Source organism: Lysinibacillus piscis, from assembly GCF_026012395.1.
GTDB lineage: Bacteria > Bacillota > Bacilli > Bacillales_A > Planococcaceae > Lysinibacillus > Lysinibacillus piscis.
The window spans coordinates 401892-427464 of sequence record NZ_BRZA01000001.1 but is presented as its reverse complement, the minus strand read 5'-3'; the positions used below and the strand labels follow the sequence as shown (position 1 = coordinate 427464).

Genomic DNA, 25573 nt, shown 5'->3' with positions numbered 1-25573 from the left:
TTTAGAATTAAGGAGATGTGAATTATGTTACATCAGCTTTCATGGAAGGTCGGTGGGCAACAAGGTGAAGGGATTGAAAGTACAGGGGAAATGTTCTCAATGGCTATGAACCGTTTAGGCTATTTCCTATACGGCTATCGCCACTTCTCTTCACGTATTAAAGGTGGCCATACGAATAATAAAATTACAGTTCGTCCAACAGAGGTACGCTCAATTGCGGATGATTTAGATATTTTAGTGGCGTTTGATCAAGAAACGATTGACGTCAACTATCAAGAATTAACAGAAAAGGGCGTTATTTTAGCGGATGCTAAATTTGAGCCGGTGAAGCCTGAAGACTCAAAGGCACCATTATTTGTTGTACCGTTTACCGAAATTGCGGCAGAGCTTGGTACAACCCTGATGAAAAACATGGTAGCAATTGGTGCAACGGCTGCGCTTCTGAATTTAGACGATGAAGTATTCCAAAATGTCGTGAATGATATTTTTGGTAAAAAGGGCGAAGAAGTTGTCCAAAAAAATATGGAAGCTATTGCACGTGGCCGTGAAATGATGAGCGAGCTACTAGGCGAGCGTGTTGGTGAATGGGCATTAGCACCAGCAGATGGCAAGCGTCGTATGTTTATGATTGGTAATGATGCGATTGCACTTGGCGCATTAGCGGCTGGTACACGCTTTATGGCAGCTTATCCAATTACACCAGCCTCTGAAATTATGGAGTACTTAATTCGTAAATTACCGAAGTTTGGTGGGGCTGTGATTCAAACAGAGGATGAAATTGCGGCGGCAACGATGGCCATTGGTTCAAACTATGGTGGTGTTCGTGCGTTCACAGCATCAGCAGGCCCTGGCTTATCATTAATGATGGAAGCAATTGGTCTTTCAGGGATGACAGAGCAACCACTTGTTGTAGTGGATACACAGCGTGGTGGGCCATCAACAGGCTTACCAACAAAGCAGGAGCAATCAGATTTAATGGCCATGCTTTATGGTACACATGGTGAAATTCCAAAGGTTGTGATTGCACCATCAACATTAGAAGAAGCCTTTTTCGATACGATTCAAGCCTTCAACATTGCAGAGGAATTACAATTACCTGTTATTTTAATGACAGATTTACAGCTATCACTTGGTAAGCAGACAGCTGAGCCATTCGATTACAGTAAAATCGAAATTCGTCGTGGCAAAATAGTTACGGAGGAATTAGCAGAATCGGCAGATAAAGCGTATTTCAAACGTTATGAAAATACAGCGGATGGCATCTCACCACGTGTGTTACCTGGTACATTAAATGGTATTCACCATGTAACAGGGGTAGAGCATGATGAAACAGGTAAGCCATCTGAGGCAACAGGCAATCGTCAAACACAAATGGATAAACGTTTCCGTAAGCTAGAGGCATTGCGATTCGACCAACCTGTTTATACAAATGCACCACATGAGGAAGCAGATATTTTATTAGTGGGGTTTAACTCAACACGTGGAGCAATTGAAGAGGTGCAGGAGCGTTTGAATGCACAGGGTATGAAGGTGAACCATGCTCATATTCGTTTAATCCATCCATTCCCATCAGCAGAAATGGCGCCACTTGTAGCGAAGGCGAAGAAAGTGATTGTAGTGGAAAACAACTATACAGGTCAATTAGCTAATATTATGAAAATGAATATTGGCGGTCACGATAAAATAAAGATGATTACAAAATACAATGGTACACCATTCTTACCAGGGGAATTAGAAATTAAAGTGAAGGAGCTGGCTCACTAATGGCAACATTTAAAGATTTTCGTAATACAGTGAAACCTAACTGGTGTCCAGGCTGTGGCGACTTTTCTGTACAGGCTGCCATTCAACGTGCAGCAGCGAATGTCGGCATTGAACCAAATAATTTAGCTGTCATTTCAGGTATCGGCTGTTCTGGTCGTATTTCGGGCTATATTAATTCATACGGCTTCCATGGTATTCATGGTCGTGCATTACCGATTGCCCAAGGATTAAAAATGGCAAATCGTGATTTACATGTGATCGCCTCTGGTGGAGATGGTGACGGCTTTGCGATTGGTATGGGGCATACGATTCATGCAATCCGTCGTAATATTGACATTACGTATGTTGTTATGGATAACCAAATTTATGGTTTAACAAAAGGACAAACTTCACCACGTTCTGCGGCTGGCTTTATTACAAAGTCCACGCCAGGTGGGGCAATTGAGCCATCATTGAAGCCATTAGAGGTGGCTTTAACAAGTGGGGCAACATTTGTAGCACAAGGCTTTTCTACAGACATTAAAGAATTAACAGCTTTAATTGAAGCGGGTTTAAATCATAAAGGCTTTTCATTCATCAACGTCTTTTCACCATGTGTGACATATAACAAAGTGAACACATATGATTGGTTTAAAGAACATTTAACAAAGCTTGCAGATATCGAAGGCTATGATCATACAGATCGCAACCTAGCGATGCAAACGATTATGCAGCACGATAGTCTTGTGACAGGCATTATTTATCAAGATACAGCAACGACTTCTTATCAGGAAAAAGTGGTAGGTTATTCTGAGCTACCATTAATGGATATAGATATTAAAATGAGTGAGCAAGAATTCACCGCATTAGTGGATGAATTTATGTAAATAAGGTTTTGTAAAGGAAGGCGCATAATTTGGCGCCTCCTTTTTTATGATTATTTTAAACATTATAATGTTATGTTGACTTAGTAGCTAAACTATAATAGAATGTTTCTATGAAAGGGATTTCAATGATGGAGATGTTAGAAAATGAAAAAAGGGGTGGATATAAGGTGTTAGGATATCATACACAAGTATCTGTATTATTATCTTAATTTTTTGAATTTTTTTGTTTTTAAACATTATAATGTTATTATGTATGAAATTTAATAGAGAAAGAGAGTTGTTTTTATATGAATAAATTGATGGGCTTTTTAGAAACGAATGTTATGCCAACTGCACATAAAATTGGCTCACAACGTCACCTGCTATCAATCCGTAACGGTATTTTAGCGACATTACCATTAACAATTATCGGTTCGTTTTTTGTTATTTTATTAAACTTCCCAATCAATGGTTATGATGAATTTATTGCAGATTTTAGACCAGTGTTAGATATTCCATTTCGCTTCACAGTAGGGGCAATGGCTTTATATGCTTCATTTGGTGTCGCCTATGCACTAGCAGGGCATTATAAATTAGATCAGCTAAGTGCAGGATTACTTTCTGTATTAGCATTCCTTATTACATCCATTGTGCCTGTACAAGTAACAGCACCTGTTGAGGGCGTAATTGGAGCGGGACGCTGGCTGAGCATTAGTAGTTTAAGTGCCCAATCATTATTCGGCGCGATTGTGACATCACTTATCACAGTAGAGATTTTCCGTTTCTTTATTAAACGAGACATTCGTATTAAATTACCAGATAGTGTACCACCAATGGTAGCCAATTCATTTACGGCTTTAATACCAACATTTTTCGTTATCATTATTTTCTGGGTGATTCGTCATATTTTGCAATTTGATATTAACTCAACAATTACATTATTAATTTCACCATTAAAAGATTTATTAGTAGGGAACAGCTTATTAGGTGGGTTAGTGACGATTTTCTTAATTGTGCTGTTCTGGTCATTAGGGATTCATGGTCCAGCAATTATGGGACCGATTATTCGACCAATGTGGGATGCAAGTATTCTTGAAAACATGGAGGTATTTGCTCAAACAGGTGATGCTTATAATTTACCAACATTATTTACAGAGCAATTTATCCAATGGTTTGTATGGATTGGGGGAGCAGGCTCAACATTAGCATTAGTTGTCTTATTTATGTTCTCGAAATCTGTATTCTTAAAGGATTTAGGTAGATTATCATTTTTACCAGGGTTATTTAATATTAATGAGCCTATTATTTTTGGTGCACCAATTGTGATGAATCCAATTTTAATTATTCCATTTATGTTAGCGCCAATGGTGAACTGTGTTATTGCTTATACATTCTTCCAATTTGGCTGGATTCCAATGATTATGGCGAAGTTACCATTCACTGTACCTGCACCAATTGCAGCGATTATTAGTACGGATTGGACAATTATGGCGGGCGTTTTAGTTATTTTGAATTTCTTTGTGTCATTAGCGATTTACTTCCCATTCTTTAAAATGTTTGAAAAGCAACAACTAGCACAAGAGAACGCAGAAGTATAAAGAGAAGGGTGATATGATGTTGGAGATGATTTTATCAGGGGTGGCATTAATGGCTTCCTATATGTTCTTTTTAAAAACAAATATAGCGGCGAAATTAAAGGTATGGAAATCACTTGTTGTAGCCATTTTGATGATTGCCTTATCGATGTATGTATTTGTACTAACGGGAGGACGCTTCTATCTGATTGTCATCCTTCCAACGATTGTCTGTGCCGTATTAGTAACGGTAAACTTCCAAAGATATTTACTGAATATACAAAAAGAGCTAGCAGAGAAATTGGCGAAGCGAGAGGTGCTGTAAAATGAAGCGATTAGGTGTATCGATTTATCCTGAAAAGTCAACAATGGCGGAAGATAAGCAGTATTTGGCATTAGCAAGTAAATATGGCTTTGAGCGTGTGTTTATGTGTTTATTATCTGCGTCAAAGCCGAAAGAGGAATTGATGCAAGAATTTAGTGATGTGATTACGTTTGCTAAAGCGCAAAACATGGAGGTTGTTCTTGATGTTTCTCCAGCGATATTTGAGAAATTAGCGATTAGCTATGATGATTTGAGCTTTTTCCATGAGCTAGGTGCTGATGGGATTCGATTGGATTTAGGCTTTGATGGCTTAAAGGAAGCAAAAATGACCAATAACCCTTATGGCTTAAAAATTGAGCTCAATATGAGTAATGACGTAGATTATTTGCCAAATATTTTAACGCATCAAGGCAATACAGATTATTTAATTGGCTGTCATAATTTTTATCCACAAAAATACACAGGTTTACCATATGATTTTTTCATTAATTGCTCAAAACGTTTTAAAAAATATGGTCTTAAAACAGCCGCTTTCATTACATCAAAAGCAGCTACACTTGGGCCATGGGATATTAATGACGGTTTATGTACATTAGAGCAGCATCGAAATTTACCAATCCATGTTCAAGCAAAGCATTTATGGGCAACAGGTGTCATTGATGATGTCATTATTGGCAATGCTTATGCTAGTGAAGAAGAATTGCGTAAACTTGGGAGTTTGAATCGTCACATTGTGGAATTGGAAGTGGAATTGCAGGCGGATAGTAGTGTGTTAGAGAAACAGGTTGTTTTAGAGGAAACCCATTTACGCCGTGGAGATATTACAGAATATATGATTCGCTCTGTTGATGTGAGAAAAAAATACGCCAATCAAGTATTTGAAGAAAGATTGGCTGTTCCTCAAAATGTAGGGGATGTTTTTATTGGCAATAACCAATTTGGCAAATACAAAGGTGAGCTACAAGTTGTATTAAAGGATATGCCAGAGGATGCAAGAAAAAATAAAGTGGCACAAGTAGTAGCAGAGGAGCATTTCTTAACGGAATACATCAAGCCATGGAGTTCCTTTACATTTGTCTTGAAAGATTGATTATACACTATCTAAAAAGATTGTTATAATAAGGGTATGGATGTGTGGAATGAATAAAATGTAGAATTGCTGGAAAGGTAGATTTTGATGAAATTGCTACGGAATAAGGAACCATTTTATATTCAAGTGAAAAATGAATTAAAAGAGCGGATTATAAAAGGGGACTATCCAATAGGCTCATTATTACCGCCTGAGCCTGTGTTAGAAAAAGAATTTGGCGTCAGCAAGATTACGATACGAAAGGCAGTAGAGCAGCTAGCGATAGAAGGCTATGTAGAAAAGCATAGTGGCATCGGTACAACAATACTAGATAATCGTGCAGTGTCCAAATTATCAAAGGGTCAGGGCTTTTCAGAATATTTATTGTCAACAGGCTATAAGCTGAAAAAAGGTCATGTCACGATAGCAAAAGTAGAGATATCGGATGAACCTATATTGTCTAAGTATTTTGAGGGAAGTTGCTATTGTATAGAACGACTTTATACGCTAAATGACCAACCGTATATTCATTTTACACACTATATTCCAGAGCAATTTGCATTACCTACAAACCCAGAAATTTTCAAGGATTCCTTATATGAAATTTTATATGAAAAAGGGGTTACCTTTAATCGTTTTCAAGATGAATTTGGCGTAGAGGTTCCAAGTGAGAAAATAGCGAATTTATTGAAAACAGATTTGGAGCCATTATTCCACAGAACGAGATTTTCATATGATATGAACGAACAGTTAATTGAATATTCCATTGGTTATTACAATACGAAGATTCATAAATATGTGGTGAATTTGAATGTTTAACATCATAAAAAGCTAAGTTCCCTTGTTTGGTGCTTAGCTTTTTATTGTATCATCTATAATTATCAAACATTATAACGTTATGCTTAATAATCGTTTTAACATGTGCTATAATAACATTATAATGTTATATTCTACAAAAGCATTACACTATGCCAAAATAGAGCACGGAAAAGGTGAAGTAGATGAAGGATTTTATACTGTGTCGTGTAAAGCAAATAAATGATAACGAAATTGATATTGTTGTAGAAGATGGTCGGATTACTCAAATTTTAGAAGGAGGAACAGGGCATCATCAGCATATAATAGATGGTTCAGATATGTATGTATCGAGTGGCTGGATTGATATGCATGTCCATGCTTTTGCAGAATTTGAGCCATATGGTGATGAAATAGATGAAATTGGTGTCAAGCAGGGTGTGACAACAATTGTCGATGCAGGAAGCTGTGGGGCTGACCAAATTGCAATGTTATTTACAAAGGCAGAACAAGCCAAAACGAATGTCTTAGCATTTTTGAATATTTCACGAATTGGCTTAAAAAGAGTGGATGAATTATCAAATTTAGAATGGTTAGATAAAGCAAAAATGCTACAAGCCGTTCAACAGTATAAAAATAAAATCGTTGGGCTAAAGGCAAGAATTAGCCGAAGTGTAGTGGAGGATAATGGCATTGAACCGTTGCGTAAAGCACGTGCGTTTTCTGCTGAAACATCATTGCCGTTGATGGTGCATATCGGCTCTGGACCACCAAGCATCGAAGAAATTATGCCATTATTAGAGCAAAAGGATATTGTCACACATTATTTAAATGGCAAAGCAAACAATCTTTTCGATGTGGAGGGGAATCCTCTGTCAGTGCTGAGAGAGGCAATTGCTAGAGGTGTTCATTTAGATGTGGGACATGGTAATGCGAGCTTTTCCTTTGCTATTGCAGAAGCAGCCAAGCAACATCATATTGAGTTCAATACAATTAGCACAGATATATATCGTAAAAATCGCTTGCATGGTCCTGTTTACAGCCTGTCACATGTGTTATCAAAATTTCTTTATTTAGGTTATTCACTTGAGGAAGTAATCAACGCTGTGACAGTTAATGCAGCCAATTGGTTAGAGAAGCCTGCGCTTGGTCGAATACAAGTTGGTGATATGGCCAATTTAACATTATTTAAAATAGTAGATGAGCCTATTACATTCATGGATTCATTAGGAGAGCAACGTAGCGCGAATCAGCAAATCAAAGCAAAAGGAGTGGTCATAAATGGAGAATACATGGAATGCTAAATATGGATTAAGACGTGTTATTAATGCGAGTGGACGTATGAGTATCCTTGGTGTATCTTCACCCAGTAATACAGTGATGGAAGCGATGAAGCAGGGAGGCCAGCGCTATGTAGAAATAGCTGATTTAGTGGATAAGGCTGGTGACTATATTGCCAATATTGTAGGCTCAGAGGCAGCTATTGTTGTCAATTCAGCGTCAAGTGGTATTGCTCTTTCCGTTGCAGCACTTGTAACACAGGGCAATCGTCGAAAAAGTGAGCGTCTCCATCAAGAAGTCATTGCGAATAATCAAATCATCATGCTAAAAGGTCATAATGTGCAGTACGGTGCACCTGTTGAAACGATGATTTATTTAGGCGGCGGCTCATTAGTAGAGGTAGGCTATGCAAATGAAGGAAAGGCACAGCATATAGAGGAAGCCATTTGTGAGCATACAGCAGCTATTTTGTATGTCAAATCACATCATGCTGTACAAAAAAATATGATATCCGTGGAGGAAGCATGGGCAATTGCACAAAAGCATCATGTACCACTTATTGTCGATGCAGCGGCTGAGGAAGATTTGCAAACCTATGTGAAATGTGCGGATTTGGTGGTGTATAGTGGCTCTAAGGCAATTGAAGGTCCAACCTCAGGGATTGTTGCGGGTAGACGTACCTATATTGAATGGCTGAAAGTGCAGATGCATTGTATTGGTCGTAGCATGAAGGTTGGTAAAGAAACAACCTTTGGGTTACTACAGGCATTGGATGAATACTGTGTCAAAGAGGATCACAGTGAGCAGGAAAAGGAAACATTGCAAGCACTGATGGCGTTGAATGCAATAGATGGTGTCAAAGTGATGATTGTTCAGGATGAGGCAGGACGCGCTATTTTTCGAGCACGTATTCATATTGAGGCAACACAGACGAAGCTTACAGCACAAGAGGTTGTTACAGCGCTGTGTGAGGGTGATATAGCCATTTATACACGTGATTATGGTGTGAGACAAGGCTATTTTGATATTGATCCACGTCCACTTCAAGGGGATGATATTCATATAATTGTAGCAAAACTACGTACTATTTTAGGAGGAAATGAATAATGTCGACGATTACAAAACGTTTTTATAAAGGGCGCGTAGCCTTAAATGTCTTAGCAAACAGTGTAGACAATGCAAAGGAAGTATTTGAGGCGGCGGAAGGCTATGTATTAGTAGGTGTATTATCAAAGGATTACCCAACGGTAGAACAAGCTGTCAGCGCAATGAAGCAGTATGGTCAAGCGATTGATGAAGCGGTATCCATTGGTTTAGGTGCTGGAGACAATCGTCAAGCTGCTGTTGTTGCAGAAATTGCGAAGCATTACGCTGGTAGTCATATTAATCAAGTATTTCCTGCCGTTGGTGCAACACGTGCTAATCTCGGTGCAAAGGATAGTTGGATTAATAGCTTAGTATCTCCAACTGGACGTGTTGGCTATGTCAATATTTCGACAGGGCCAATTAGTGCAGCACAGTCTGAGCATGCCATTGTGCCGATTAAAACAGCGATTGCCCTTGTTCGTGATATGGGAGGCAATGCATTGAAATATTTCCCGATGCAAGGTTTGAAATATGAGGAGGAATTCCGAGCAGTTGCACAGGCTTGTGGAGAGGAAGGCTTTGCATTAGAACCAACAGGTGGTATTGATAAAGATAATTTTGAGGAGATTGTTCGTATTGCATTAGAAGCAAATGTACCACAAATTATTCCACATGTGTATTCATCGATTATTGATAAAGAGACAGGCAAAACCAATGTAAGAGACGTTCAAGAATTACTAGCAACAGTGAAAAGATTGGTAGATGCTAATGAGTAAACGTTTTGCAGCATTTGGAGAAGTCATGATGCGTTTGCAGGTACCAGGCTATGCGCTGTTATCACAGGCAGATACATTACAATACTCTTTTTCAGGTACAGGTGTGAATGTAACAGCGGCCTTAAGTCGTTTCGGTTATCCTAGTTATTTAGTCTCCACCTTACCAGCTAATCCAGTAGGAGATGCAGCCATTGCCAATCTTCAAAAATTGGGGATTGATTGTACCTTTATTCAACGGAATGGAAAGTATATTGGTATGTACTTTTTAGAAAATGGCTTTGGTGTACGTGCAAGTCGTGTAACGTATTCGAATCGTCTAGAAAGCAGCTTTAATACAGCATCATTATATGATTTTCAGGAAATAGCGAAACAAATAGATGTTGCCCATTTTTGTGGCATTACACTGGCTATGAATGATACGGTGCGCCAGCAAATGAAGCAATTTGCTACGGCTGTAAAGGCACATGGTGGTACAGTTGTATTTGATTGTAACTATCGTCCAACACTTTGGGGAGAGGATGGCTATGATAAGGCACGCTCCCATTATGAGGAGATGCTTCACCTAGCAGATATTGTGCTGATGAATGAAAAAGATGCTATGCTGACACTGCAAATGACTACAGAGGAAACAGAGCGAACAGCACAGCTACAGGCATTATTGCCATTTGTAGCGCAGAAGTACAATATTACGGTAATTGCAGGTACACATCGCACAGTAAATCATGATAATACACATTCTTTACAAGGATTTTTATGGAAAAACCAGCGATTGACGTTTTCAGATCAACGTACATTTTCAGTGCATGATCGTATTGGTGCAGGAGATGCTTATACGAGTGGTGTGATACATGGTGAGCTGCAAGGCTTTTCACCGAAGGAAACCGTGGATTTTGCAGTTGCTGCAAGTATGTTAGCTCACACGATTGTTGGTGACACACCAATGTCGTCTGAGCAGGATATACGGCAAGTAATGACGCAAACGATTCATGATGTCATCAGATAGCGAGGAATAAGGTATGGGTAAACTAGAGGTTATTGTATTAAATGCGGAAGATGCTAAAATGGCAGAGGCATATGGAGCAGACCGTTTGGAATTGGTGACAGCAATTGGTGAAGGTGGGTTGACACCAAGCTATGGGACGGTAAAGCAAGTTATCAATAGTGTAAAAATTCCTGTTATGGTTATGTTACGTCCTCACAGTTATTCCTACCAGTATCATCAAGAGGAATGGGCAACGATGAAGGAAGATTTACACATGATACGAGGGCTTGGAGCTGCGGGTATTGTCTTTGGTGCATTAACAAAGGACACTAAGATTGATTTTCAGATGCTGGGACAAGTAATGGAGGAGTTAGGGGATTTGTCAATCACCTTCCATCGGGCAATTGATGAGGAACATACTGAAGCATTGTATCAATCGCTTTGTCAATCACCTTATCGAATCAATCAAGTGCTAACATCCGGTGGGCAACAAACGGCTGTAGAAGGATTAGCAACTATCCAATCTTTAGTCCAATATTCTTCACAATCGCCTAATTATCCGCTAGTTATGCCGGGGTCAGGACTTAATGTACACAATATTGATATGGTACATCAAGCATTGCAGGCACCTTACTACCATTTTGGTTCAGGTGTTAGAAAAGAAGGCGATTTCGGTCAAATGATTGATGGGAATATACTAACAAAGATAAAAGAAATGATTAAGTAAGCTATATGGACGAAAGGCTGCATTTGATGGATAAAGGGCAGCCTTTTTTTATTTTATATGCTACTAAGTATCCATTTTTTATGAAGAATCGGTAAAACAAAGGAATTTATGAAAATATGACCGATATAATGGTGGAGACAGAGGAGGTATATATTTTGAATAAAAAATTATTTTTCACAATAAGCGCCATTCCAATGGCACTCGTTGCTCCAACAATGGTAGGGGCAGAGGAGAACTATACGCTAACTATTACAGGGCAGCAAATGGTCAATGGTACATTAAAAGCAAATATTGATAAAATTCCAGCAAATTCTATTGTCAGTGGTTATCAATGGTATTATGCAGAGGAAGTAGCGGGTGAAAGTGACGCTAAAAATACAACAAATAAGCCGATTACAGGAGCGACAAAGGCCGAATTGAAAGTACCTTCTGAAGCAGCTGGTAAGCGGATTTTTGTAGAGGCAACAACAACGACAGGCAATAAATATAAAAGTGCACCAATTGCCATTAATGCGTTAGAGTTAACAATCACAGCACCAAAAATTAGTGGTAGTGCAGATTTTGCAGCACCAGGTGAAACTGTACGTGTACAAGGGGCATTGGTGACAGATAAACTAGGTGCGAAGATACAAGAAAGTGAAATTATATATAGCTACCAATGGTTTTATAAAGTAGGGGAATCCTTCACGATTATTGATGGTGCAACGGGTGGTACATATGCTATTCCTGGAAATGCTTTAGAAAAAGGGATGCAAGAAATTATTGTGAGAGTGAAGGCAAGAGTAGGATCGGCTGTAGTAGAGTCAGACTTCTCACCTCCAATAACCGTATCAAATGAATCTTCCAATACCATAGTGGCTGAGATTAAAGCATTATTAGTAAACAGCTATACATATAATGTCTCTAATTTTGCATCGTTCCAAGCAGAGGTAACGGCTTTGAACAGTAAGTATCAGGCATTACCTGCAGGTGCAAAAGCCAATGTAACAAACGCTGCGGTATTAAAGCAAGCTGTAGAGGATATTGTCGTCATCAGTAAGCTCGATGAAAAAGTGAATAAGCTAGGGGAAATCAATGCAAAGGATTTGCCGAAATATTTGAAGGAAGTAGAGGATGCCTATAGTAAGCTGAATGTACTACAACGCAGCTTAGATAAAGGGGATGTTTTATATACAAGCATTAAAAATCTACTGAATCCACCAACAGATATCGAGGAGTTTAAGGAGGTTAGAAGAATCAATGAAGCGATTCTAGCTTTACTGGTATATGAAAAATCCTTTGTGAAATATCAAGCAACAACTCAAATAGAGCTACAATCAGCACTTGCAGCTATTGATAAAGATATGGCTAAACTTTCTGCTATTGCAAAGGCAGCAGTTCAAAACCAAACGATTATGACAGATGCCAAGCAAGATGTAAAAAAAGTGGAGCAGTTTATGAAGCTATTCGATAAATTATCAGCTAATAATACAGCGAATAAGCAAGTGACAACAGCGCAATCGATTCGTACAGCGTATAATAAGCTGACATATAAGCAATGGCGATTAGTCCCAGCAAATTATTTAACGATGTTATTACAAGCAGAAAGTGCAGAAGACGCTCAAATTAGTAAGCTCAATAGTGATGTTGCAGGCTATGTAGGGAATAGTAGTAATGCTTATCCAATAGAGCCGTCTGTCCATTCTTGGCAAAGTCATGTTAATAATGTGAATCGCATCATAACGGAATACAAAGGTTTGACGAAAGCATCGGCTATGCAAATCGTAAACTATGAGCGACTTGTAACATTACAAAAAGATTTGAAAATAGCGGATAAGGTCATCAAGGATATTGATGCGTATAAGCAGTTAACAGAGACAAAGGGTGTAGCAGAAAATAAACGACAATCAGCCTATACAAATGTCTTGAAAGCGTACAATAAACTAACAAGCTTGCAGCAATCTTTAGTATATAATGCGTCTATTTTAGGGCAAGCACCGAACATCATCGTCGATCCAAATACAAAGGAGCCTGCTGACAAGGCAGCTGCTGAAAAATTGAAGGCTGACATTGACCACCTAACAAACGTCACGAGCTATACGTTTGCTCAATTTGAAGCAGCCGTAAATACAGCTACCACAGCTTATAAAAATCTGTCTTCAGGTGCACGGAAATATGTCACAAATTATCATTTACTAACAGCAGCTAGTAAAGATGTATCGGGCGTTGTAGCCTTCCATAAAAAAATCCAGACGGCTAGAGAAGAACTGGATGTGACGAAGCAAGCGAAAAAAATTGATAGTGTGAAAACAGCTTATGCGAAGCTACCTGCTAACCAGCAATATTTAGCGAAGCAGCAATATGAAGATTTACTGAATAATCGTTTAGTGGATAAAAATGCACCAAATCTTTCACAATTAAATCAAGAAATTGCAGCTATCCTTGCAGGGGATATGTACATTGTGCCAATCGCCAAAATCACGGAGCTATCCACGCAATATAATAAATTGAGTGCAGTGGATAAAAAGAACATTTCCAATGCGGCGATTTTAACGACAGCTGTGGCGGATGTCAAAAAAATAGAGTCATTTATGAAGCAATATGAAAAATCATTCGTCAGCAATCCTGCAACCGTCATAAAAGCATTTACTAACCTGACAGCGAAGCAAACGAGTTTATTGAACCCAGAAATACGACAAGCTGTTATTGAAAAAGATAAAGGGCAGCAACAATCCATCGAAGCGGCAATACGCGTAATGGAAGGTATTGAAGTGCTACTGATAAAAGGAGAGTATATCAACAATGTAGAGGCCAAAGTAAAGGAGCTTCGATTAGCCTATGATGCACTTACAGCTAATGACAAGAAAGTTGTCAAAAACTATAGCAAACTAGTGCAAGCAGAGACTGATTTGAAAAAAGTAGCAGATGTCCATGCCCTGTACGTTCCAGAAACAGAAGAAAACAAACAAGCGCGTACTAAATGGCAAACAACTTACAGTCAATTAACAAAAAAATTAGAAATGCTTTATAAAAATTTGTATAGTCATGATTTGTAGCAAAAAAGCGATTCGGCATGTGAGGATGCTGAATTGCTTTTTGATTTTAAAATAACTTTAATTGTTGCGTTTGTTCGTTAGTGCGTTGTGCTACAAATGGAACTGCCCATTCTGCAATCGATGTAGCCACGGCTTTGGCTAATAACACAGGTACAGCATTACCAATTTGCTTATACTGCTTGTCTAGTCGATTATTGGCAGTCACATTCATATTGCCGCCATCACTAAATGTATACCAATCAGGGAATGTTTGGATGCGAGCGATTTCTTTTACAGATAGACGACGATGCTGTTCTTCACCATCTGGAAAAATCCATGTGTCCTTACTGATTTTCTCCATTGCTAAACCACTTGGATGGAGCGGAGCCTGTCGACCAGATGCTTGAATCGTAAAACTTTGCTCATCCCAGCTTTTTTTGCGATTACGTGACATATAGATGCTGGAATAAGACCCTGTAAAATAAGGACCAGGCATTGTTTCTAAATCACCAATTGCTTGTTGTAATGTGGTAAATGGTAGAAGTCCGTCACCGTGTGTAGCGGCAGGATAGTGATAGTGAAAATTAAGTCCTTTTTTTACGCCAACGATAAACACTCGTTCACGTAATTGTGGTACACCATAATCACGAGCATTGAGTAAACGATACTGTACATCATAGCCACTAGCGGCAAAATCTTCAGTAATTTGCTTAATGACCTCGCCTTTTCCAAGCGTCATCATGCCCTTTACATTTTCAGCAACAAAAACATCTGGCTGTGCTTGTGTAATACAACGAATGAAATGAATATATAAAAAATTGCGCTCATCATCAATTAAACGTGGTCCAGCCTCACTAAAGCCAGGACATGGAAAACCGCCAATTACAAGGTCTGCTTTTGGAAAATTTCGTACCTTGCGAATATCAATACTATGTTGGAAAACGGAGTCGGGAAAATTGGTTTGATACGATTCATTCGCCTCTTTAAATAAATCATTTGTATAAATTGTATGGAAAATACTTTGCCCACGTACTGTATCATACGCTTCCTTTGATTGAAAAGCCTCTAATGCGGCCTCCTCCCCAATAACTGCGGCAAGTCCAGCTAATTCAAAGCCAAGGTCTAAACCCCCACAGCCAGAGAAAAGGCTGATGGTGTTGAGTTTGGATGGGATGTATTGAATTGCAATAAGTTCGTCATGATGCTGGCTCACTTGTATATAATTCATTTCTTCTAATGAAATTTGATGTTGTAACACCTGTTGTATATTTATTTTGTCATCACTCTTTTTCATAAAGTCACCTTCAAACATAAGCTGTATGCTACATTTTAGCAGGCCAAATGATAAAAATCGGCCGTTCTAAAGGGCCAAAAGTGATGAGGGAAATGGGAGTTACAGGATATAAAAACTAATTTATAGTATAATTTTATATAAAAGATATAATAAATAGCTTGAAATTTTGAATGAGGTGATTTAATGCTATACAAAAATGAACGCCAGTTATTAGCAAAAGCCCAAGAAGCAATTGGAAAAACGTTTAACGAGATTGATCAACATGATCGATTAAGTAAAAATCAAAAAGGTGGCTTTGGTCATATTATCGAAGAAAGTCATTTTGGCTATGAAATTAATAGTAATGCTGAGCCAGACTTTAAAGAGTTGGGAATTGAATTAAAAGTCACACCATTTCGGAAAAATAAAAATGGTACATTATCAGCTAAAGAACGGCTTGTACTGAACATTATTAACTATATGGAAGAAGTACATACAGAGTTTGAGACATCAAGCTTTTGGCATAAAAATCGTAAACTATTACTCATGTTTTATGAATGGCAACAGGAAATAAATCGTGGGGATTTTCGTATTATTGAGACGATTCTATATGATTATCCAGAAGAAGATTTAATTATTATAAAAAAAGATTGGGCATATATCGTAGAAAAGATTCGTAAAGGTGAAGCACATCTGTTATCAGAAGGAGACACACAATATTTAGGTGCTTGTACAAAAGGAGCCAATAAAAATTCTGTTCGGCAACAGCCTTACTCTGACATATCAGCATCGCAACGTGCCTATTCGTTAAAACAATCCTATATGACATCAATCGTTCGTGAAGTCATTACAAATGAGAAGTTGACTTATTTTGCATCTAAAAGTGAGCTACGTGAAAAGACCCTTGAGGAGCTGTTACAAGAACGTTTTTCTTTGTATATAGGTATGACACAAGAAGAGATGGCGGCGCAATTAGGTGTTCCTTTTGTTCCTAGTAATAAAGCCTTTATTGCCAATTTGATTAGTTCGCTGTTAGGTGTTAAGGGGACTCGTCTAGATAAAGTTGCCGAATTTGCAAAGGCTAATATTCAATTTAAAACGGTGCGTTTGAAAGAGAATGGTGTACCGAAAGAGCATATGTCGTTTGTTAATATTAACTTCAAAGAAATTGTTCAAGAAGATTGGGAAGAAAGCTATATTCGAGATTACTTTTTAGAAACACAGTTGTTGTTTGTCGTATTCCAATTTAATGCCCAAAGCGAACTTATTTTTAAAGGCATCAAGCTATGGCATATGCCAATGGATACAATTGAAACAAAGGTATATGAGTATTGGCAGGAAATTCGGAGAGTTGTAAATGAAGGTATACAATTACACAATACAAGCCGTGGTGTTAAAAATAATTTACCTGATACAAAATTTAATAACGTACTACATGTTCGTCCAAAAGGTAGAAATGCAGCTGATCAAACAGAGCTACCAGATGGACAAAGAATTACAAAGCAGTGTTATTGGTTAAATGATAGTTATATTGCAAATATACTAAAATATATGTAATTGCTCATATAAAAGTGTTGATCCTAATGGCGAAATTCTTTATAATACTATATAATTAAATTTTGCAGAAAGGATGTTCTCTCATGAAAGATACGCTAAATGTAGTCGAGCTGTTTGCGGGCGTGGGAGGTTTTCGATTAGGTTTAGAAAAAGCGGATGCAAGTATTTTTAAAACCGTTTGGGCAAATCAATGGGAGCCATCACGTAAAGCACAGGATGCATTTGATTGTTATAAAAAGAAATTTGGTGGAGAACCAAGCAATCAAGATATTGCGACAGTTCCCAGTGAATTATTTAGCACATTAAATATAGATTTATTAGTTGGAGGTTTTCCTTGCCAAGACTATTCAGTAGCTCGTTCTTTGTCTGGAGAAAAGGGGTTGGAAGGAAAAAAAGGAGTACTATTTTGGGAGATTAAGCGTGTTATTGAGCATTCTCATCCCAAATATGTATTACTAGAAAATGTAGATCGTTTACTAAAGTCACCTTCTAAACAAAGAGGGCGTGATTTTGCGGTTATGTTAGCTACATTCCGAGATTTACAATATAATGTTGAATGGCGAGTAGTAAATGCAGCAGAATATGGTGCGGCACAAAAACGTCGTCGAGTATTTATTTTTGCATATAAAAATAAATTAGATTTCGCAAAAAAGCAGCAAGTATTTTCTCAAGATAATATCGTGTTTAAAGAAGGTTTTTTTGCTAAAACATTTCCTGTACATGAAGAACCTTATAAAAAACGTATAGCGACGGGTACATTACCAAATGATATTTTAGAGATTTCCGATTACTTTGCATTTGATTTTCATACAGCAGGCATAATGATGGATGGGAATATATTCACAGTACAAACAGAAGCAAAGAACCCTTCATTTACACCATTGAAAGATATATTAATGGATGAAGCTACAGTCGCTGAAAAATTTTATTTGACTGAGGCACAAGCTGAAAAATTTGCTTATTTAAGAGGACCAAAGAAAATTGAGCGCACATCTGCAGAAGGGCATAAGTATATCTTCTCAGAAGGGGGGATGTCACCCACTGATGAGTTAGATGGACCTGGGCGCACGATGTTAACAAGTGAAGGCTCTATTAATCGTAGTACGCATATTGTTGAAGTGAACGGCAAAAAGCGTTTTTTAACACCGATAGAATGCGAACGATTAAATGGTTTTCCAGATAATTGGACAGCAACAATGACAGATCGTATGCGTTATTTTTGTATGGGGAATGCACTTGTTGTAGATTTAATTGAGAAAATGGGTAAGACAATATTGGCTATAGAAGAGAATGAAGAAATTGTGTCTGAACAAATTACTATTACTCTGAGATAAAGTACTTTTAGAAGTATATCTCTACGAAAAACTTAACCTAGTAGCTTTTAATCAATATCCAAAATCGTATGTTATACCCCAACAAATGAGCTGCTGAATCATTTAGTAGCTTATTTTATACTATAATAAAAGAAAATATTGAACTACAGAATAACCTCAAAGCTATCTATGGCTTTGAGGTATTTTTGTATTCCCCTCACCAAAAATGCTACAATAAAAAGAAAAAAAGTAGGTGAAGGCTGTGGGGGATATTATCGATTTTATGGCAAAGCACAATGAGCGTGAGGAAAAAAAGCGAGTACAAGCATTACAGCGCTACATTGAAACACAGTGTAGCTTTCAGCAGCCAGAGAAGATTGATGCGCTTGTTGATGAAAGAGTGATTGATGTGAAAAAGCGCAGTTTATTTATGGCACTGCTGGCCATCTTAAAAGAACGTCAAATAGAGCCATTTGATATTTTCAAGGATGCCATTGAGATGGATGCTACTACATTTGAAACGACTTATTTGCTGAAGTGGTGGTCGGTAGTGCAGCTAGCCTTTACGTTTTTAGCTATTTTAAAAGAGCATGAACCACAGATGTACGCCTCTTTTTTAGGTTTAACAGATAGTGAATAACCTCAAATGATTTACAAACCTCCATGGATTTTTACAATTCCTCTATAATTTTTACATAATATTTTTAAGCCCTCCATATGTGCTTAATGTTTGTTTTATACCATTATGGTTGTAAGCAAATAAAAATAAAGCGAAACAAATGGAGGGTCCAGTGCAATGGCAATTCAAAAATGGTGGAAAAAAGGCTTAATTGGTGCAGTAGCAATTTCGATGTTAGCAGCTTGTTCTGATAGTGCAGCGCCTTCAGCAGAAGTAAGCAGTGATTTATCGTTAGAAGAAATCACGAAAAAAGCGAAGGAAGAAGGCACTGTCAATTCTGTAGGGATGCCAGATACATGGGCAAACTGGGTGGAAACTTGGGAAGAGATTGGCACAGAATATAGCATCAAGCATGCCGACACAGATATGTCGAGTGCAGAGGAGCTTGCAAAATTTGAAGCCGAAAAAGATGATGCGACAGCGGATATTGGAGATGTCGGGATTGCCTTTGGACCAATTGCAAAAGATAAAGGCTTAACATTACCATACAAAACATCTTATTGGGACGAAATTCCTGCTTGGGCAAAAGATGATGAAGGGCATTGGATTGTTGGTTATACAGGAACAATTGCCTTTTTAACAGATACAAATAATGTGAAAAACCCACCAACATCTTGGGCAGATTTAAAAAATGGTGATTACAATATCAGCATTGGGGATGCGTTAACAGCGAACCAAGCACAGTTTGCGATTTTAGCAGCAGCAATGGCTTTTGGCGGAGATGAATCCAATATTCAACCTGGGATTGATTTCTTTGCTGATTTAGCAAAGCAAGGACGTTTACAAGGTGATCCGACTGTGGCGAATTTAGAAAAAGGTGAAATTGATGTAGCGATTCTTTGGGATTTCAATTCACTGGGCTATCGCCATCAAATCGATGAAGGCCGTTTTGATGTTGTCATTCCTTCAGAGGGCTCTGTGACATCTGGTTATGCCACAGTGATTAATAAATATGCTAAAAATCCACATGCGGCAATGTTGGCACGTGAATATATTTTATCAGATGCAGGACAAGAAAATTTAGCAAAGGGCTATGCACGTCCGATTCGTGAAAATGTGAAGTTAGCGGATGATGTAAAAGCATTGCTATTACCAGCAGATATGTACAAAAATGCACAGCCTGTGAAAGATCAAAAGAAATGGGAAGAGACAACAAAACAAATTCCACAATTGTATCAAGAGCAGGTGTTAATCCATGTCCAATAATAAAGTGGTATTAATTGTAATAGATGCCCTTCGTTTTGATACAGCTTGTACACATATGGGCTTTATGCAGCATTTAGTAGAGCGAAAAATGGCAGCACGCTATAAGGTTTGCTCAGAAGTACCATCGTTATCAAGACCACTATATGAAACGATTTTAACGGGGACACCACCGATTGTGCATGGTGTTGTCAGCAATATGATTACGCGCTTATCTACACAAACAAGCTTATTCCATGTTGCACAGCAAAACGGCTTAACAACAGCGGCAGCGGCTTACTATTGGGTAAGTGAATTGTATAATCGTGCACCATTCGTGCATATGGAAGACCGTTTACAACTAGATAAAGAGCTACCGATTAATAATGGTTTATTCTACTTTGAAGACCATTATCCAGATAGTCATCTTTTCGCAGATGCGACATGGTTGCTTGACAACAAACAGCCTGACTTCTTATATGTACATCCAATGAATATAGATGATGATGGTCATAAATATACGGCTGATTCAGCACAGTATCGCAATCGTGTATTAGCGACAGATGGTTTATTATCCTTATTTATCCCGAAATGCTTGGCACATGGCTATGAGGTGATTGTGACAGCGGATCACGGCATGACAAGTGATGGTAATCATGGGGGAACGACGAATGAAGACCGTCATGTACCAATGTTTGTTATTTCGAACCGTGTCAAACCAGGTATTAAGGATGAGACTGTCTCACAGCTACAAGTGGCGCCATTATGCTGTTATTTATTAAATATTAAACCTGCTGATGACATGGTGTCATTGCTAGTAGATGGAATTCGACCAACAGCTAAAATTTAACAATCTTTCGCGCCTTGTCCAACACCTAGCTGTTGCAAGGCGCAAAATCATTACATATAGAAAGTAGGCGTTCTTTTGATATCGAAGCGGCAATCCTTCGTTTGGCTGACTCCGTTTTTAGTGCTTATTCTATTATTCTTTTTAGTGCCATTGCTATATATGTTTATAACAAGCTTTCAAAATAGCGGTGATTTTACGGTGCAACATTATCAAACGATTGTAACCAATAGTTATATTTTACAAGGCTTTAAAAACAGTATTACACTGTCGATTGTCTCTGCTGTTATCGCTTTGATTATTACATTATTTGGGGTTTATGCCATGATGAATTTTTCGGAGCCTCTGCGTGAGAAAATTTTATTATTAACCAATTTAACGTCTAATTTCTCAGGTATTCCATTAGCCTTTGCCTTTATCGTGTTATTAGGAAATAGTGGCGTATTTACATTGCTTTTTGATAAATGGAATATTGGCACGTTATCTTCCTTTTCGCTTTATAGCTGGGGTGGATTATTACTTATTTATATTTATTTTCAATTACCGTTAGCATTGATGTTGCTCTATCCAATTTATGATGGAATACAGCACCAATGGAAGGAAGCGGCTGCATTACTTGGTGCTTCTACATGGCAATTTTGGACGAAAATCGGTATTCCTGTGATGCTGCCAGGGATTGTCGGCACATTTAGTGTATTGTTTGCTAATGCGATGGGGGCTTATGCTTCTGCCTATGCACTAACAAGTAGTAACTATAACTTAGTAGCGATTCGCATTGGCTCGTTGATTAAAGGTGATATTTTTGCACAGCCAGAGTTAGCGAGTGCCATTGCTGTGTTGCTAGCTGTAACGATGGTGACAGCGATGTTGTTAAGTGAATGGAGTATTGCAAAAACAAGGAGGAAATTATAATGAAAAAACGAAGCTTTGCTGATCTTTTTTTCCTCTTGTTTGTTGTCTATATTGTATTGCCTGTTGTAGCGACAATGCTGTACGCCTTTGCAGGAAAATGGAATAAAACTATTTTGCCAGAAGGATGGACATTGAAATGGTTGGCGACGCTGTTTCAAGATACGGCATTCATTCAAGCCTTTGGGCGTTCGGTCCTGCTATCTGGTGGAGCCGTCATTATCGCATTATTAGCAATTGTTCCTGCTATTTTTGTGATTGTTTTATATTTCCCTAAATACGAAAAATGGATTCAAGCAGCCGTTGTGATGGTCTATTCCTTCCCAGGCGTTATTTTAGCTGTTGGATTGATTCGTGTGTATAGTCAATTTGGTGTACCAATGATTGTCGTTGTCCTTGGTGCTTATGTGATTGGCATATTACCCTATATTTATCAGGGTACACGGAACAGCTTGCGCAATGTAGATGCACGTCAATTATTAGATGCAGCACAGTTATTAGGTGCTTCTAAAATGCAGGCATTTCGCAAAGTGCTATTACCAACTGTCTATCCAGGCTTATTTGCAGGTGCATTATTGTCGTTTTCCGTATTATTTGGTGAGTTTGTCTTAATCAATCTTGTTGTCGGCTCTCGTTTTGAAACGGTACAAATTTATTTAATGAAAAAACTAAGCACAAGTGGGCATATTGCTAGTGCGGTTGTCTTTATTTATATCGTGCTGATGGGCATATTGACGTTTATCATCGCGAAATTAACGAAACAAGCGAAAGGTGCTACAAATGTATGACATATATTACAATTGAAGGACTTCATAAAAAATTTGGGACATCAACGGTTTTACATGAAATTGATATGCAAATTAACAAAGGTGAGTTTATTACATTACTTGGTCCAAGTGGTTGTGGAAAAAGTACGATTTTGCGTATTGTAGCAGGTTTGACAGATGCTTCTTCAGGTAAAATTCATATCGATGGACAGGACATGACAGGCATTCAGCCGAAAGAGCGCCAAGTAGGGATGGTATTTCAATCCTATGCACTCTTTCCCAATATGACAGTGAAAGAAAATGTAGCTTTTGGTCTACGGATGCAAAAAATGAATCCAACGGAAATCGAAAAACGTGTAGAGGAAATGCTAGCGATTGTTCATTTAACAGAGAAAGCAGATGCCTATCCAAAAGAATTATCAGGTGGGCAGCAGCAGCGTGTGGCACTTGCTCGTGCATTGATTGTGCGACCAAAAGTGTTATTGCTAGATGAGCCATTGAGTGCCTTGGATGCACAAATACGAAAAAAACTGCAAGCTGATTTACGCATGATTCAGCAGCAGTTGGATATGACGATGATTTTAGTCACACACGACCAAGAGGAGGCTATGGCGATTTCAGACCGCATTTTTGTTATGCACAATGGTAGGATTGCGCAAAGCGGTACACCAACTGCTATTTACACGAAACCAAAGAGTGAATTTGTCGCCCAATTTATTGGTCATTATAATGTCTTTACACGTCCAACATTGGAAAAAATGATGGGCACTCGTTTGCCAGGAGAGGCGACTAAATTTGCCATTCGACCAGAGGCTATTCATCTTGAGCAAAGAGCTGGCGATGTTCCTTTACAGGGAACGGCAAAGCAATCATTAATGAGTGGCAATGTGATTCGCACAACGTTTGAAGGGACAAGTACGTTCTTGATGGAGCAGCTACATCAAGGTGAACAGGCGATTAGGATTGGACAAAGCTATACGTGTTATGTGGCACAGGAAGATGTGATTGCATTATCATGACCTATGCAAAAATTGAACGCTTTGACTATATTATCAAACAGCTTGAAATTGAAGGGAAAATCATTGTCGCCAATATTGCAGAAGCATTAAAAGTTGCCCCCGAAACGATTCGTAGAGATTTTGATGAGCTGGAGCAGCAGCGTTTATTAACAAGGGTGCATGGTGGTGCTGTGAAATATACAAATGTGCGTACAGAGCCCGCCTTTTTACGTAAATTGCAAATGAATAAAGAAGCTAAGTGTCATATCGCACGTGTAGCTGCGAGCCGTATTTGTCAAGGTGACACGATTGTCGTTGATACAGGCACTACAACGGTCCATATTGCTGATTTTTTATTGGCAGTGGATGATATTACGGTGGTGACGAATTCGATTGCAGCAGCGGTTCAATTTAATTTGGCAATTGAGGAGCGTCGGATGACAGGAAAAGTCATTGTCCTTGGTGGTATGACGAACCCAGCGCAATCCTCATTAGTCGGTGCAATGACATTAGAAGCACTTAGCAATATGAATTTTGATAAAGCTTTTTTATCCTGTGGTGGTATTTGTGATGGCATTGTCTACGATTATGATTTAGATGAGTCTCTACTATCTAAAAAAATGCTAGCTCGTAGTAAAAAAAGCTATTTATTAGTAGATTCCTCAAAATTAAATAATCAATCCTTTTATCAAATTAGTTCGTTGGAGGATTGTACAGAAATTTTTTGTGATGGTGCGTGTCCAATTGAATGGCAGGCATATGAAGAAGCATGGACGATATGTGATGGAGGGAAAATAAAATGATTGATTATCATGTGCATTTGGAGGAAGGTCCGTATTCATTTCGATGGTTGGAGCGTACGGCACAGGCACTTCAGTTTTTCAACGAGGAGGCTTCTGATAAAGGGTATCGTCAACATGTAGAACGACAGATACAGCAGCTATCCAGTAGATTGCAAGAAGGTTGCTATAGTGAGGAATGGCTGGATTTATATTTACAAAGAGCCTTGCAATTAGGTCTAAAAGAGGTCGGTATTGTAGATCATTTATATCGCTTTCGAGAAACACGTGCATATTTTGAGCGATATATGCAGCTAGATGCACAACATGAAATCGGCGAAATTCAACGTTATTGGCTAGAGCGAGTGATGACGGAAAATATGGATGATTTTGTGGCAACCATTCAACGGGCAAAGGAAAAATGGCAGCAGCATGGTATTGCATTAAAGCTTGGCATTGAGGCTGATTATTTTATTGGTGGCGAAGAGGAGTTGCAGGCATTACTAGCAGGTCAACCATGGGATTATGTCATTGGCTCTGTGCATTTTGTTGATGGCTGGGGCTTTGATAACCCACAAACGGAATATATATATGCTCGTATGGAAGAAGTCGAATTACAGCAACAGTATGAACGATTTTTTGAAACGGTGGAGCAGATGGTTCAATCGAAATTATTTGATTTTGTCGCACATTTGGATAATTTCAAGGTATTTAATTATCAAGTGAAAGATGAAGCGTTTTGCATGGCATGGTATGAGCGTATTGCACAGGCTTTAGTGGCGACCAACACAGCAACAGAAGTGAACGCAGGGCTCTACTATCGTTACCCTGTAAAAGAAATGTGTCCAGGCCCTCGTTTTTTACAAACATTGCTGGCACATGGTGTGGCATTTACAGTATCTTCGGATTCTCATTTCCCAGATGATTTAGGAAACTATACCTTTGAAAATAGCCAAATGTTAAAAAGCTTAGGTGCTGAATCACTTGTCATATTTAATGAACGACAAAAACAATATATAGAGTTGTAAAGC

General features: G+C 38.4%; 23 protein-coding genes. 22 read left to right on the top strand and 1 reads right to left on the bottom strand.

Annotated elements, in window-relative coordinates:
• Window positions 1-24 precede the first annotated feature (24 nt).
• From OPF91_RS02200 to OPF91_RS02145, 12 genes are all read left to right on the top strand, one after another.
• Window positions 25-1764: a 2-oxoacid:acceptor oxidoreductase subunit alpha gene (locus OPF91_RS02200; RefSeq protein WP_264987043.1), complete on the top strand. Its 1740-nt coding sequence runs from the start codon at window positions 25-27 to the stop codon at window positions 1762-1764.
• Window positions 1764-2630 carry a 2-oxoacid:ferredoxin oxidoreductase subunit beta gene (locus OPF91_RS02195; protein WP_264987042.1) on the top strand — a complete coding sequence of 289 codons (867 nt, stop codon included), beginning with the start codon at window positions 1764-1766 and terminating at the stop codon, window positions 2628-2630. The genes OPF91_RS02200 and OPF91_RS02195 overlap by 1 nt, the downstream gene beginning before the upstream one ends.
• 287 nt (window positions 2631-2917) lie before the next feature.
• The gene (locus tag OPF91_RS02190) at window positions 2918-4207 is read left to right on the top strand and encodes a PTS sugar transporter subunit IIC (RefSeq protein ID WP_264987041.1); all 1290 of its coding nucleotides are present in this window, start codon (window positions 2918-2920) and stop codon (window positions 4205-4207) included.
• Window positions 4208-4223: 16 nt separating this feature from the next.
• Window positions 4224-4508 carry a hypothetical protein gene (locus tag OPF91_RS02185; protein WP_264987040.1) on the top strand — a complete coding sequence of 95 codons (285 nt, stop codon included), beginning with the start codon at window positions 4224-4226 and terminating at the stop codon, window positions 4506-4508.
• Window position 4509: 1 nt separating this feature from the next.
• Window positions 4510-5598, top strand: a complete 1089-nt coding sequence (locus OPF91_RS02180) for a DUF871 domain-containing protein (RefSeq protein ID WP_264987039.1) — start codon at window positions 4510-4512, stop codon at window positions 5596-5598.
• An 87-nt stretch (window positions 5599-5685) separates the two neighbouring features.
• Window positions 5686-6396 carry a GntR family transcriptional regulator gene (locus OPF91_RS02175; RefSeq protein WP_264987038.1) on the top strand — a complete coding sequence of 237 codons (711 nt, stop codon included), beginning with the start codon at window positions 5686-5688 and terminating at the stop codon, window positions 6394-6396.
• A 182-nt stretch (window positions 6397-6578) separates the two neighbouring features.
• Complete coding sequence (locus tag OPF91_RS02170; protein ID WP_264987037.1) at window positions 6579-7676, top strand: amidohydrolase/deacetylase family metallohydrolase; 1098 nt, start codon at window positions 6579-6581, stop codon at window positions 7674-7676.
• Window positions 7654-8760, top strand: a complete 1107-nt coding sequence (locus OPF91_RS02165; RefSeq protein ID WP_264987036.1) for a DgaE family pyridoxal phosphate-dependent ammonia lyase — start codon at window positions 7654-7656, stop codon at window positions 8758-8760. Before OPF91_RS02170 ends, OPF91_RS02165 begins: the two co-directional genes overlap by 23 nt.
• Complete coding sequence (gene dagF / locus OPF91_RS02160; protein WP_264987035.1) at window positions 8760-9515, top strand: 2-dehydro-3-deoxy-phosphogluconate aldolase; 756 nt, start codon at window positions 8760-8762, stop codon at window positions 9513-9515. Before OPF91_RS02165 ends, dagF begins: the two co-directional genes overlap by 1 nt.
• Window positions 9508-10518: a sugar kinase gene (locus OPF91_RS02155; protein ID WP_264987034.1), complete on the top strand. Its 1011-nt coding sequence runs from the start codon at window positions 9508-9510 to the stop codon at window positions 10516-10518. Before dagF ends, OPF91_RS02155 begins: the two co-directional genes overlap by 8 nt.
• 13 nt (window positions 10519-10531) lie before the next feature.
• Entirely contained in the window at window positions 10532-11224 is a 693-nt protein-coding gene (locus tag OPF91_RS02150; protein WP_264987033.1) for a copper homeostasis protein CutC, read from the top strand.
• 155 nt (window positions 11225-11379) lie between these two features.
• Window positions 11380-14259, top strand: a complete 2880-nt coding sequence (locus OPF91_RS02145; protein ID WP_264987032.1) for a hypothetical protein — start codon at window positions 11380-11382, stop codon at window positions 14257-14259.
• A gap of 46 nt (window positions 14260-14305) precedes the next feature.
• Here the strand turns inward: OPF91_RS02145 and OPF91_RS02140 are convergent, their stop codons facing one another.
• The gene (locus OPF91_RS02140; RefSeq protein WP_264987031.1) at window positions 14306-15532 is read right to left on the bottom strand and encodes a DNA cytosine methyltransferase; all 1227 of its coding nucleotides are present in this window, start codon (window positions 15530-15532) and stop codon (window positions 14306-14308) included.
• 183 nt (window positions 15533-15715) lie between these two features.
• Here OPF91_RS02140 and OPF91_RS02135 point away from each other — a divergent pair, with 183 nt between their 5' ends.
• From OPF91_RS02135 to OPF91_RS02090, 10 genes are all read left to right on the top strand, one after another.
• Window positions 15716-17068 carry a Sau3AI family type II restriction endonuclease gene (locus OPF91_RS02135; RefSeq protein ID WP_264987030.1) on the top strand — a complete coding sequence of 451 codons (1353 nt, stop codon included), beginning with the start codon at window positions 15716-15718 and terminating at the stop codon, window positions 17066-17068.
• 83 nt (window positions 17069-17151) lie between these two features.
• Window positions 17152-18402 (top strand): DNA (cytosine-5-)-methyltransferase, encoded by a 1251-nt coding sequence (gene dcm, locus OPF91_RS02130; protein WP_264987029.1) that lies wholly within the window; start codon window positions 17152-17154, stop codon window positions 18400-18402.
• 241 nt (window positions 18403-18643) lie between these two features.
• On the top strand, window positions 18644-19021 hold the full coding sequence (locus OPF91_RS02125; RefSeq protein WP_264987028.1) for a 2-oxoglutarate ferredoxin oxidoreductase subunit beta: 378 nt from the start codon (window positions 18644-18646) through the stop codon (window positions 19019-19021).
• A gap of 156 nt (window positions 19022-19177) precedes the next feature.
• Window positions 19178-20266, top strand: coding sequence for an ABC transporter substrate-binding protein (locus OPF91_RS02120; protein ID WP_264987027.1), 1089 nt, complete (start codon window positions 19178-19180; stop codon window positions 20264-20266).
• Complete coding sequence (locus OPF91_RS02115; RefSeq protein ID WP_264987026.1) at window positions 20256-21092, top strand: alkaline phosphatase family protein; 837 nt, start codon at window positions 20256-20258, stop codon at window positions 21090-21092. The genes OPF91_RS02120 and OPF91_RS02115 overlap by 11 nt, the downstream gene beginning before the upstream one ends.
• 78 nt (window positions 21093-21170) lie before the next feature.
• Window positions 21171-22001, top strand: coding sequence for an ABC transporter permease (locus tag OPF91_RS02110; protein ID WP_373877031.1), 831 nt, complete (start codon window positions 21171-21173; stop codon window positions 21999-22001).
• Window positions 22001-22786, top strand: a complete 786-nt coding sequence (locus tag OPF91_RS02105) for an ABC transporter permease (protein ID WP_264987024.1) — start codon at window positions 22001-22003, stop codon at window positions 22784-22786. The genes OPF91_RS02110 and OPF91_RS02105 overlap by 1 nt, the downstream gene beginning before the upstream one ends.
• Window positions 22783-23784 carry an ABC transporter ATP-binding protein gene (locus tag OPF91_RS02100; protein ID WP_264987023.1) on the top strand — a complete coding sequence of 334 codons (1002 nt, stop codon included), beginning with the start codon at window positions 22783-22785 and terminating at the stop codon, window positions 23782-23784. Before OPF91_RS02105 ends, OPF91_RS02100 begins: the two co-directional genes overlap by 4 nt.
• Window positions 23781-24566, top strand: coding sequence for a DeoR/GlpR family DNA-binding transcription regulator (locus tag OPF91_RS02095; RefSeq protein WP_264987022.1), 786 nt, complete (start codon window positions 23781-23783; stop codon window positions 24564-24566). Before OPF91_RS02100 ends, OPF91_RS02095 begins: the two co-directional genes overlap by 4 nt.
• Window positions 24563-25570, top strand: coding sequence for a histidinol phosphate phosphatase domain-containing protein (locus tag OPF91_RS02090; protein WP_264987021.1), 1008 nt, complete (start codon window positions 24563-24565; stop codon window positions 25568-25570). Before OPF91_RS02095 ends, OPF91_RS02090 begins: the two co-directional genes overlap by 4 nt.
• The last annotated feature ends 3 nt before the right edge of the window (window positions 25571-25573 follow it).